A 13,093-nucleotide genomic window follows, 5' to 3' on the forward strand; every position below is an offset into this window, starting at 1 on the left:
TTATTATTCTTTCTTTAATGCTAGTAGTGCACCAACATTAATTTTATTGATTTCATAGGTGTCTAACAGCTCAACGCCAGTTTCAGGGTTGCCCGCTTCATAACTATATATTTTTCTTATGGCGATATTTGTGAATAATTCTTGACGTTGGGCTACTATTGCATCAACAACACCTTTTTCAAGAAGTTCAATGTTTTTGGGGATATTATCAAAACCTATAAAAATTTTATCTGTTAAATTGCATTTCTTTTTGAGTATTTCAACCATTTCGCAAAAATGTGCATCAAGCCCCGCCATTAGATCAAAATGTGGATATTTTCTTACTAGCTCTTCTAAATTTTTTATTCTGTCAGTTGTGTTTATCTTTCCATAGTCCATTGCAATTATTTTTAGATTTTTGTGTTTTTTTAGCTCGTCTTCTACACCTGTTAAACGTTCTACCATATTTGTTCGATTTCTGTCTGTCATACTGATTATTACGTCGCCTTTTTCTTTGTTTTTAAGGTGCTTGGCTATTACTTCACCCATTTTTATTCCAGCAGCATAATTATCTGTACCGATAAAGCTTAGTCTTTTGCTGTTTAGACAATCAGAGTCAATACATATTGTTTTAATGCCTTTTGCATCTAGATTGTTGATTATATTGACAAAACGTTCACTGTCTGCCGGGGTTAATATTAAATAATCTATACCCTTTTCTTCAAGTTCCCTTATCTTTTCTATTTGTCTTTCGAACCTTTGAGCACCAGCTTCTGGACAGTTTACCAAAAATTCATAACCATACCTCTCGGCAGTTTTTTGTCCGTTTCTTATCATTTCGGTAATAAATGGGTGATCCTCAGGTAGAAGATGTACAAAACCGATCTTTTTTACCTTCTTTTCTTGTACATCTATATTGTAATTAGCTATCCCAGTACTTACTTCTTGAACTGTTTTCATTAATTTTTGGGCAAGGTCAAATAGCATGAGGTTGGATTCTTTTTGCATTTCGCTAATTGACTGAGCTTCCTCTGTAGATGCTGCAAATTCTTGTGAGAGAGAAGCAATATTTGTAATGGAGTTAATCACAGAGTCTTTAATATCCGCCAATTCTGAAACACTATCTTTTAGTGCTGAAAGTTTGGTTATAGAATCAGCGATGCTAAAGTATATATCCTTAAAAGTATCGTATACTTCAGAGTTTGCTTCAAGTTGAGAATTAGCCCTTTCGTCTAGATGATTAATTAATTCAATAGTAGAATCAACTTTTTCATTAATTAATTTTAGTGTTTCCCCTATTTCTTGGACAAGGTTATTACTTTGCTCAGCTAAATCTCTAATTTCTTGCGCTACAACTGAAAAACCTCTTCCAGCCTCTCCTGCTCTTGCCGCTTCTATTGCTGCATTAAGTGAAACTAAATTAATTCTTTCTGCTAGTGAATCTATGGAAGATATAATTTTATACGCATTATCTACACTGTTTTTTAACGCCTGCTCTGTTTGAATAGCCTTAGAAAAGGCGGTTTGCATTTCCTCACTTTCTTTCATGGATACTGATATATTTGATATTCCTTTATTGCTTTTTTCTTTAAGCTTGTTGATTTCATCTTCTATTTCATTGATGTTGTTGAACATCCTATCAAAACTATTTGATAATTCAATCAAATCTTTTGTAACATTTTCAGCATCCATAGCTTGTTTCTGAGCACCTTCAACTATAAAATTATTAATATCAATAAGGTTTTGAGAAAGCAGGGATGATTCATTAGCGGTTTGTTTTACTACCTTGGAAAGATTTGTCATCTCTTCTATAGAAGTTCGAAAGTCTCTTATAACTTTAGTAAATTCATCGAAAAGATAATAGAGTTTCTCATTTTCTTTTTCTAGTTTTTTTACTATATTGTCTACCAAAAGGTCCTTGTTTTTTATCTTAGTGTATACAATATCGACATCTTTTTCTTTTCCTTTATCTAAGAAAAAGATTGAAAATATGTTTCCTAATATTCCTACTATAAACAGAATGCTTCCAAGCAACGTCATATGACGTATTGTGACAAATGCGATGATTAATAAGACAGTTGAAATAAATATAGTTACCTTTTTGTACATTTCCCATCCCCCTATCCTATTAAATATAAAATTGAGTTACAATTAGAAATTAAATATGTTAACAGTAGAATTATATCAAAAAAAAGCGGATTTTTGTCAATTTATATAATAAATCAAAATAGACAAAAAGAATTTATTCACTTTTGTTATAATAAAATAAGGATAAACTATATAGAAAGGAGTGGGAATATGTCAACAAAGAAATTTCTTAGCATGTTTTTGGTATTATTATGTGTCTTTTCAATATTTTTTGCAGAATCTATAGAACTCCAGATTTTGGCTACGTCTGATCTACATGGGCGTTTTTTACCTTATGATTATGCTTTAAACCAACCAGATTATAGTGGAAGTCTAGCTCAAGTTGCAACCATAATTAGAGAGCTAAAGAGTGAAAACCCAAGTAATACAATTCTTATTGACAACGGTGATACTATCCAAGAAAATCTTTCTCACATTTTTTTAGACGATGCGATTCATCCAATGATCTTTGCATTGAATGAGATGAATTACGATGTTTTTGTTTTGGGTAACCATGAGTTTAACTATGGGATCCCCACTCTTAAAAAGGTTATGCGACAATTTGTTCCCAAAGATGAGGATCCTAACAGTGTGTTATGTGGTAATGTATATAATCCAGACGGTACAAGATTAGCTGCTCCGTATAAGATTGTTACAACAGAAGATGGAATAAAAGTTGGAATAATAGGGATGGTAACTCCTAATATTACAAGATGGGATGCTGCAAACTTGAAGGATTATATAGTAGTTGATCCTGTTGATGAGGTAAGAATAGCTGTTGCTCAGTTAAAAGGTAAAGTTGATGTAATTGTAGGTGCATTTCATATGGGCCTTGAACAAGAATATGACACCTATGGTTCCGGTGTTTTGGATATTTTAAAGATTACTCCTGATTTAGATGTAGTAATACTGGGCCATGCTCATCAGAAAATAGCTGAGATGTACTATTACAACGGAAAAATATACAGGGCTATTAATGGCAAGATTTTTGATGAGCGGGAAAACGATATAACTCAAGAGGTTAAATTGAACGGTACATTACTTGTTGAACCAGCAAGTCGTGGTGGAGTTGTATCACAAGTTGTGTTAGAACTCGAAAAGAAGGACGATAAATTTGAAATCGTAGACAAGAGATCAGCAAATCATGATGTAAAAACTTCTAGTGGATATGTACAGCCTGATAAAGAGTTAACAAGAAAATTAAAGCCTTTTCACTATAAGGCGTTAGATTACGCAAACGAAGAAATTGGATTTTTAGTGGGTGGACCATTAGTTCCTGAAGATGAAATAAAAGGGATACCACAGGTGTGGATCCAACCAACCGCGCTTTTAGATCTTATAAACTCGGTTCAAATGTATTTTGGCGAACAAGTCATAGATAGAAAAATAGATGTTTCTGCAGCAGCCGCATTTAGAGAAGATGCGAATATCAAAGAAGGTCCAATAAAAAGATCAGATATTTCTTTAATATATAAATATGACAATACTTTGTATGTACTTGAGGTTACTGGAAGTCAATTGAAAAAATATATGGAATGGTCAGTTTCTTTCTACAACCAATATCAACCAAATGACTTAACGATCTCTTTTAATAGTAGGATTCCTGGATACAATTATGACATTTTCAAAGGTGTTTATTATGAAATAGATATATCCAAACCTGTAGGAGAGAGAATCGTTAATCTTAGAAGATCTGATGGAACATCTATCAAAGACCAAGATGTTCTTACTTTGACTGTAAACAATTATCGAGCTAACACTCAATTATTAACTTACGGCCCTGTATTTAAGGAAGGAGAGCCACTTCCAAAACTACTGGGAAGAACAGAAGATCATCCAAATTTCTCCGCTATAAGTGGAGGAGATTTAAGAAAATTGATAGAAAAGTATATAATCGAGGTTAAAAATGGTGTTCTCAAACCTGAATATGAAGAAAATTGGAAAATAATCGGTAATGATTGGGATGAAGAATTACATAATCTAGTTAAAGAATTAGCCAATGAAGGAATTATTGAGGTTAATAAATATAAACCTGTTAGAGTAGAAGACATTCAAAGTTTCATAAAAGCTTACTAATGAACTAAAAAATCAGAGGGTGCTTTATTAAGCATCCTCTGATTGAATTTCATTACATTTTTAATTTTCTAAACGCTTCTTTCCATAATTTGGGATTTTCTGGCTCGTATGTTTGAAATTGAAATGATCTTTTAATTAAGTCTCTTATTTCTTCAAAGTTCTTCAATGTTCCCAATGCATACAACTGAGACACTAAATTTCCCACCGCTGTTCCTTCGACAGGTCCTGTAATTACTTCTAGGCCAGTTGCATCAGATATAAATTGACATAGTAATTTATTCCTTGTTCCTCCACCAACTGCATGTACCCTTTTAAAATTAATTTTTAATATTTTTTCCAGTTTTTCTTTAGTTTCATTTACTCTAAATGCAATCCCTTCTAAAGCTGTCCTGATAACCTCTGAAGTGTCTTTTAGTTCTAGTTTACTATCTTTAATCGATTGTTCTTTTATTGCTTTGATCATATCATCAGGATTTTGTAAGGATGCGTCATCAACATTAATGTATGAAGTGAATGGTTTCGCTTCTTTTGCCATTTTTGTGATCTTATCATAAGTTTCATTGTTATCGGGAAGATTCAGACTTTGTATTATGCCCTGAATTAACCACATTCCAGTTATGTTTGCCAATATTCTATAAGAGCCGTCTAAGCACCCTTCAGCTGCTAGATTATTTTCCATAAGTTCTTTGCTAATAGGAACTTCATCTACTATTGCACCTGTCAGACACCATGTTCCTAAACTTATAAACAGGGTGTCTTTCGGATCAGATGAAATTGCAGCGAATGCCGATCCTGTATCGTGACTTGCCGGTAAGACGACTTCTATTTCTGAATTTTTGTTTATAATCCCTTTTTTTATCTTTCCAATCTTTGTTCCTGCAGGAAGTATTTTTGGTAGTATATCTGGTATTTCAAATCTTTTTATTATCTCTTCATCCCAACTTCTCTTTCTATGGTTATATATCTGGGTTGTGGTGGCCATAGTAAAGTCTATAGCTTTCTCTTCTGTTAAAAAATAATTGAACAAAGAAGGGATGGTCAGTAAATCTTTAGAAATCTCTAAGAAATCTGGCGCATATTTTTTGTAAGCTAATATCTGATAAAGTGTATTGAAGGGTTGGAATTGGGTTGGAGAATGTTCATATATCCATTGTTTACCTACTTTTTCAATAGCTTCTTGCATAATGTTGGTTTTAAACATATTTCTGTAGTGAATAGGATTGTTTATCAAAAATCTATTTTTGTTCAGTAACCCAAAATCGACACCCCAACTATCTATTCCTAAAGAAAGAACTTCAAGTCCTCTTTCTTGAGCAATATTTACACTGTTAAGAATGTTGTTGTAAAGGTACAGAATGTCCCAAAAAGAGACACCATTTATTTCGACCACATTGTTAGGAAAACGATTAACCTCTTGCAAAACAAGTTTGTCGTTTTGTAGAGTTCCTGCAAAAACCTTGCCTCCTGAGGCACCTAGATCAACAGCTAAATTAAAATATTTCAACTAATTTACACCCCTTATAATTTGATAATGAAAGAGTTAAACTCAAAGACTTTAATTTCTTTCTTTTATAATTATCAATATTATCAATTTGTGATTGCCTTAATTATTCATAGTATACAAATAATGATGTATTGTATGTTATTTGAAGATTATTTATTCTTTTATTTTTGACAAGTCCATGATCAATCTCCTCTTTTATTAAAAAATTCTATAAATGCTTTTATTTTTTCTGTAGGAATTTCATTTATTCCACTATATAGTTTTGAAATGACGGATACTTCTGCAAGAAATTCTAATGTTTCTAATTTCATGTAAGCTTCTTCTATATCTTTTCCTGCAACTGTAACACCATGATTTTGAAGTACAAAAACTCTAGATCCTTCTTCTAAACCTTTTGCAAAAGCATCTGCAAATTCTTGAGTACCTGGCATTTGATATTCTATGTAAGTTATTGGGTCTAAAACTAATGCGGATTCCGGTAGGGCATAAACTGGGAGTTTTTGGAAAGTTACTGCAAAAGAGGTTGCATATCTGGGATGTGCATGAATGATCGCATTTACATCTGAAGCTTTCTCATAAATTTTTATGTGCATTCTTCTTTCCGAAGAAGGTTCTTTTTCACCTTCAATTTTGTTACCGTTTTTATCAACAGTAATTATGTCGTTTTCAGTTAGAAAATGTTTGATAGTTGAAGTAGGAGTAATATATATCTTATCTTTGTTTCTTATACTCATATTTCCCCCTGTTCCATCTGTTAACTTTCTATCCCAGACTAACTTTGCAAAAAGCGCTACTTGTTTTTTTAATTGACTCTCTGACATTAATATTCCTCCTAAGTGTTATTTTAGACTGCCTTTAGAATTTAAAAAACCTAACTTTTTTCGGAATTTGTCCCATGGGAAAGGAAAGGGCTTCGCCCTAGGTACCTTTATAAGTTCAAAACAATATATTTTGCAAATCTTTATTTTTAAAGGATCTATTGATTTTATATTATTACTGACTTAGCAACTTTTTTCTTCATTAAAACTTTGCAGCGGTTATTTTTAATAGTTTGATAGATGTTTATATCATGAAGTTATTATAATGTTTTGTAAAATATGATCAGTATATGATAATATTCTGATATTACTTCATCACAGTATAACAAAGTAAATCAAAAAATCAAAATAAAGATTATCAGAGCTTTTTTAAGTTATTTTCGGATAATTGACTATAATTGAACGTAATTTGTTTTTTTGCATATTTTTTAAGTTTTTTAATTTAATTTATTTATAAAGAATATTATGAAAAAATATAAATCATAAAAACTTTATTATCAGATATTTTGTTAATTTAGAAGGCAAACTAAATGAACCAAAAGTTAAAAATTTTCTAAGTGTTTATAAAATTAAAATAATTAACTTGATGAGAAGATTTATAAATTAATAATTTTTGTAAATCAAAAAGGGGCTGAATTCAGCCCCTTTGATTTTGATTATTAGTATCTGATTTTTATCTATATTTCATAATTGCTCCATGATTTCCTTTGTATTTTTATATAACTGTTTATACAGATTGAAATATTTATCGTAAATTTGTTTATTTGAATTGTTGGGTAAAGTATCTTCTTTAAATAGAGTCCATTTTTTAATGTCTTCTGGTTGTTTGAATATACCAGTTCCTAACCCAGCCAGAAATGCATCTCCTAAAGGTGCTTCAACATCTTGTTTTGTTCTTTTCATAACATACCCTGTAACGTCAGAAAAAATTTGAGTCCAAATGTCGCTCTTTGCTGTACCACCAACTAAATAACATTCTGGATCGAGTACTATTCCTGCATTTTGTGCTTCTTCGATATTATGTCTTAATGAATATGCAACGGCTTCCATGAAGGCTTTGTATAAATGATTTCTATTGTGATATAAACTTAATCCAATAATAGTTCCTTTTGCTTTGGAATCCCATATAGGTGATCTTTCTCCCATAAAATAAGGTAAAACAATTATTCCATCACTTCCAGCAGGAATGTCTTTTGAACCTAATTCTAGAAGTGTATAAGCAGAAACGCCTCTTTTATTTTCATATTCCTTTTCGTATTCGCCAAACTCTTCCCTAAACCATCTAATTATAGCTCCTGAAGTTGCTCCTCCGCCAAAGGTGTATATCTTTGTTAAATCGTCAACAACATAAGGATAACTAACTAATTCGGGTGTGAGATATTTCCCATCGTGAATATTTCCCCAGCATGTAGAAGTTCCAACCATTGCAACATGTTCGCCTTCATAAACAGCGCCGGCACTTAATTGGGCAACTGGAGCATCAATTCCCCCAGCTATTATAGGTGTTCCCTCTAAAAGCCCTGTTTCTTGGGCATATTTTCCAGACATTGTTCCTACAATATCAGAAGATTTTACTATTTTTTCAGGAAGTTTATCTAGGTCTATACCCAAAATTTCACACATCTCTTGGGACCAGTACTTTTTATGAATATCAAAAACACCTCCGATATTACCGGCAGAGGAGTAATCAATGATATTCTCACCTGTAAGTTTATATATGACAAAATCTTTTGGAGTCATAAATTTATATGTTTTATTCCACACTTCTGGTTCGTTATTCTTTATCCACATCATTTTAGTAAAACCGAAATAACTGTCTACATAGTTTCCGGTTATACGAAATATTTTATCTTTAGGAATATTTTGCTTTACAAACTTAGTTTCTTTAGTGGCTCGTCTATCCATCCAAATTAAACATGGTCTCAACGGGTTGAAATCTTTATCAACAGGTATGCCAGATCCACCATATAGCCCGCTTATCGCGACTCCTGTTATATTTTTGGGTTGAATCTGAGATTTTTCTATGACCCTTTTAAGTGTATCTATTACAGCATTAAACCATACATCAGGCCATTGTTCTGCCCAATTAGGTTGTGGAGTCAATACTGCATACTCTTTGGATGATTCTGAAATAACTTTTCCTTCTTCATCAGTAATCACTGATTTAGTGCTTTGAGTTCCTATATCTATCCCAATTAAGTACATATTTACCTCTCCTATGTATTAGATTTCGATTATTGCATAGGCAATTTTTTGCCTTTCATACGTATATGCAATCATTATTTTTGTTTCATCAATTATCTGAATCCATGGATAAGAGTATTCTTTATCTTGACTTTCTTCTAAAATTATTTCTTCGTTCCAGGTGTTTCCTCCGTCGCTTGACACAAAAATAGAAAGCTTTTCTCTTTTTCCCCAAAAACCTTCTTCAATATCAGATAATTTTCTAGGATCATGAGTGAGGTTTTCTTTATTGAGTCCTAATGGATTACAACAGCAAATTAGTAAATCTCTTGTTTTTTCTAAAGCAAGTCTTGAATTGGGATTTGGTATGTTAATAGAAATAGTTGTACTCCATTTTTTATTTTCAAAATTGTATAGGGTTTTATAGATAAAACCATCGCGAGTTCTTAGTAAAGAGAAGATCTGGCCATTCATTTCAACCATGTCTTGTTGAATATTACCTTTTTCAGTTTTTATTTCTCCAATTTTTTCCCATTTGTTTGAAGAGATATTATTGGTGATGTATGGAGTACTTATCCATAGTTTTTCATTATACATTGGAAAGATAAACCTGTTATCACTCAATTTAAGAATTTTAGTTCCAAACAAAAGATTTTCTCCTTGAAGAGAAAAAGGCTTTGGTTTTTTCCAAGAATACCCTTGATCATATGAGTCAGTATACCATAAAGATGATTCTGTCCAATCTTTACCCTCCATTGCACAATAATATACCCTAAACGTTTTTTCAAATAAAACTGGTGCTGTATTGCCTAGAGATCGTGAAGGATCATGAATGAACAACTTAGGGGTATCCCATTTGTCCGCATTAATATCATATCTTGATGATAAAATATCTACATCTTTTTCTCCTTCCCAAGAACCAGCAAACCAGAAAGCAATTATTTCGTTGTCATTAATTTTACACAAACTCACAGAATGTGAACTAGGTTTAGATGGAATTTTATCAAAAACAAAGGATTTATTAATAATTTTCATTTTTCACCTCAAATTTTCCATTTTCCTTGAACAAAAACATTTTTACGGACTTTTTAATCTAAAATTTGAAATGCTATACCTTTAACTTTACAAAAATGTACTAATTCTTCAATATAATTTCCATAAACTCCGTGTATATGGTTACATGGATAATACTCAAGATAAGTATCTATTGTTGTGTCTAATTTGGCATATGCATGAGGCCATTCAATTTGTACTTGTTCACTAAGCCTTTTCTTTTCTTTGTCACTTAATTCTACAAATTCAGCAGGAACTATAGTCATGACATACTCTCCGTCTTGTCTAGCAAGTCTCGCAAGTGTAACCCTTCCTGGAGCTGCAAAATGTTTAACTGCTCCTCCTCCAGCTGGAAAATAAAAATCTTCAGGATGTATAATTACATTTTTCAAGTTTTCTTCCGGATTGTTTGATTTCCCTGCAAAATAAGTTGCATGCTGTCCAGAATTTGCAAGGTCAAGCAATTTCTCTTCTTTGAAATAATGTCTGACATCAGCAAAAAGAACTGGGGTTTGTGCTATATGTTTGAATATTTCCATAGTCAATGCACCGTCCATATCGGTTTCGGTTGCAGCTACTATAGGTTCTTTTGGGCCATCAAAATCATAAGGATCGTTTAAAAATGCTTCGGCAATGTCCATTGTTGCGTAATTGTTTGTCATTTCTGGTTGGCCTTTGAATCCAACAAAGTCAAGTTCTTCTTCTTTAATTATTTCTAATGCAGCATAATACAATCCTATCTGTTTTTCTAAAATCGCAGGAGTTAGCCTTTTTCCATCATATTGAACGGTAGCATATCTTTCAAGCCACTCTCTTGCTTTCCTTTTCTTTTCAGTTGGAACTTTTTCTGCTTTTAAAACTAAAGCATATTGATCAATTTGCTCAACATCTATTCCAAATTCTTTCATCCATTGATCTCCATTTGCTGATGCTGTGTACATTCCCATAGGTCTTCCTCCAAACATGCCATATCTTTCACCTTTTAATCTATGGGCAGCACTAGCTCCTCTAACGAACTTAAGTAATCTTTTCATAACTTCGGGATCTTCAGGCTCTCCCCATACCCTTTCAGGAAAAATTCCAATTTGTTCTAAAGCTCCAGCAGCTGCGAGCATACCTACCATTCCAGGATATTTTGGATTGATTTGTCCGTATATCAAATATGGACCAGGCGCATAAAGAGAAGCAATTACACTTAAATGTGGCCAACACCATATAGAATAATTGAAGATTGTCATTTCAACTTCAGCCTTCATCATTTCTTTTCCAGCTTTTTTAGCTTTAGAGGGTTTATTTACTATATCCGAAGCCCTAACAACTTCAATTTCATTAGTTCTTTCTAAAGCTTTTACCAATCTGTCTTCGAACTTCTTGTTCATTTCTAAAGTCTCTTCATGAACAAAATCTCTTCCATCTGAAAATGTGATTATACCAACTTTTCTTTTTTTCATAGTACGACCTCCTAAATGATTATATTATCTAGATTTATTAAATTACAAAGAGAAAAATAAGACTTACTTTTTGTATATTTGAGATTTCAAAAACCGATTATTCTAAAGGTTTTAAATTAAGAATTTGATCAAAAATTAATGAAAACTCTTTTTGTAATTTGTTTTTTTCCTCTTCACACAAATTTCTAAAAGGTCTTCTTACATATCCACCATCAATCTCTCTCAATTTCATCCCAGCTTTTATAGCAGGTATATTACCATATTTAAATAGTTTAGCAATTTCGTTTCCATATTGGTGAAAAAGTTTTGCAGTTTTATGGTCATTTTTTTTGAAAGATTTAAATACAGTAACAAATAATTCTGGAAAAATGTTTGCATTGCCCGAGACTAGGCCATCACATCCTAAGCATAACATAGGGTAGAAAAGTTGATCAGCACCAGTAAATACTTTAAAATTTGGATTTTGCAGTTTCAAATATTCTTGAATTCTCATCATATTATCAGAACTATATTTAATCCCTAATATATTATTTGTTTCTTCAATTAATTTTTTAATTACTTCAGGAGTAATATCATTTCCAGTGGCTGTTGGAAAGTTGTATAAGTATACAGGATAATCATTTGGTACGTTTTTTGATAGTTCTAGGTAAAAATCAAAAATCTCTTTATCGCTCATTTTAAAGAAATAAGGGGTTATAGAAGTAATTGAATCAGCTCCAATATCAACAGCATGTTTTGCTAGAGAAAATACTTCATTTATATTGCTACTTCCTACATGGACCATTATAGGTAACTTACCTTTTAATTCATCAACTACAATTTCAGCCACTAATTTTCTTTCTTCTAAATTAAGCGATATTCCTTCTCCAGTCGTTCCTAAGATTAACAAACCATTCACTTGCTTGTTTAATTGAAACTTACACAATTTTCTTAAACTAGATTCAACAATCTTTCCTTTTTCGTCAAAAGGCGTTACTAGAGCGGTAATTATACCTTCTAAATTCATTTATAACACCTACCAATATAATTTTTATAAAAACTGTTAATATATATAATTATCAAATATTTTTCCCTAATACTTATTTGGTAACTCCTGACCAACTCATTCCTTTTATAATTTGTTTTCTTAATAATGCAAAAACTATCATTACAGGGATAGAAGCTAAAAAAGCAGCTGCCATAAGCAATCCATATTCTATATCATATGCACCTTGCAACATATTTAATCCAATAGGAAGAGTAAATTTACCAATTCTTTGAAGTGCTATCAAACTCCAAAAATATTCGTTCCAGCTAAAAATGAACATGTATATTGCTAAAGCTGCAAGAGCAGGTCCGGAAATCGGAACTATAATGCGAAAAAGTATATCCATCCTATTGCATCCGTCAATTCTTGCTGCGTCCTCTAATTCACTAGGTAATCCTATAAAAAATTGACGTAGTAAAAAAACGCTTATTGGCATGGCGGTAATTGGTAAAATAACTGCAATTAATTTGTTTAAAAGGTTTAAATTATTCATTAGAAAGTACAAAGGGACAGCATTAATTTGCCAAGGGATTAACATACTCGCCAGTAAGATAATAAAAATCACATCTCGACCTTTCCACTCAATTCTTGAAAAAGAATAAGCAGCAAGAATTGATAAAAAAAGTGAAAATAAAGTAGATAATCCTGAGACTATTATACTGTTCAATAACCATGTACCAAATGGCCAATTGTTGATCACATCTTTAATATGTTGTAAAGTAAATTTTTCAGGGAGCCATTTTGGAGGGGTTGTAAAAATTTCAGGTGTCGGTTTTATCGCTGTATCAATCATCCATAATACAGGAATCAACCATAATATGGAAAATATTATCATTATTATATCCAAGATTTTGGATTCTTCGTTTTTCTTCAA

9 protein-coding genes are annotated in these 13,093 nt (G+C 32.0%); 1 reads left to right on the forward strand and 8 read right to left on the reverse strand.

Annotation, left to right across the window (positions count from 1 at the left end; translation table 11 throughout):
- Positions 1-3 precede the first annotated feature (3 nt).
- Positions 4-2,088, reverse strand: coding sequence for a substrate-binding domain-containing protein (locus tag DTL3_RS05190; RefSeq protein ID WP_045087822.1), 2,085 nt, complete (start codon positions 2,086-2,088; stop codon positions 4-6).
- A gap of 189 nt (positions 2,089-2,277) precedes the next feature.
- Between DTL3_RS05190 and DTL3_RS05195 the strand changes: the two genes are divergently transcribed.
- Positions 2,278-4,182, forward strand: a complete 1,905-nt coding sequence (locus tag DTL3_RS05195; protein WP_052670391.1) for a 5'-nucleotidase C-terminal domain-containing protein — start codon at positions 2,278-2,280, stop codon at positions 4,180-4,182.
- Positions 4,183-4,234: 52 nt separating this feature from the next.
- Here DTL3_RS05195 and DTL3_RS05200 read toward each other — a convergent pair whose 3' ends face one another.
- The 7 genes from DTL3_RS05200 to DTL3_RS05230 all read right to left on the reverse strand — a co-directional run bounded on the left by DTL3_RS05200 (position 4,235) and on the right by DTL3_RS05230 (position 13,093).
- Positions 4,235-5,686 carry a rhamnulokinase gene (locus DTL3_RS05200; RefSeq protein WP_045087823.1) on the reverse strand — a complete coding sequence of 484 codons (1,452 nt, stop codon included), beginning with the start codon at positions 5,684-5,686 and terminating at the stop codon, positions 4,235-4,237.
- A 182-nt stretch (positions 5,687-5,868) separates the two neighbouring features.
- Positions 5,869-6,507 carry a class II aldolase/adducin family protein gene (locus DTL3_RS05205; protein WP_045087824.1) on the reverse strand — a complete coding sequence of 213 codons (639 nt, stop codon included), beginning with the start codon at positions 6,505-6,507 and terminating at the stop codon, positions 5,869-5,871.
- Between the two features lie 681 nt (positions 6,508-7,188).
- Positions 7,189-8,709: an FGGY-family carbohydrate kinase gene (locus DTL3_RS05210; RefSeq protein ID WP_045087825.1), complete on the reverse strand. Its 1,521-nt coding sequence runs from the start codon at positions 8,707-8,709 to the stop codon at positions 7,189-7,191.
- Positions 8,710-8,727: 18 nt separating this feature from the next.
- Positions 8,728-9,723: an exo-alpha-sialidase gene (locus DTL3_RS05215; protein ID WP_045087826.1), complete on the reverse strand. Its 996-nt coding sequence runs from the start codon at positions 9,721-9,723 to the stop codon at positions 8,728-8,730.
- A 53-nt stretch (positions 9,724-9,776) separates the two neighbouring features.
- On the reverse strand, positions 9,777-11,192 hold the full coding sequence (locus DTL3_RS05220; protein WP_045087827.1) for an L-fucose/L-arabinose isomerase family protein: 1,416 nt from the start codon (positions 11,190-11,192) through the stop codon (positions 9,777-9,779).
- A 97-nt stretch (positions 11,193-11,289) separates the two neighbouring features.
- Positions 11,290-12,198, reverse strand: coding sequence for a 4-hydroxy-tetrahydrodipicolinate synthase (dapA, locus tag DTL3_RS05225; RefSeq protein ID WP_045087828.1), 909 nt, complete (start codon positions 12,196-12,198; stop codon positions 11,290-11,292).
- 73 nt (positions 12,199-12,271) lie between these two features.
- A complete protein-coding gene (locus DTL3_RS05230; protein ID WP_052670392.1) occupies positions 12,272-13,093 on the reverse strand; it encodes a carbohydrate ABC transporter permease in 822 nt (273 codons plus the stop codon).

The sequence above is a fragment of the Defluviitoga tunisiensis genome (genome assembly GCF_000953715.1).
Taxonomy (GTDB): domain Bacteria; phylum Thermotogota; class Thermotogae; order Petrotogales; family Petrotogaceae; genus Defluviitoga; species Defluviitoga tunisiensis.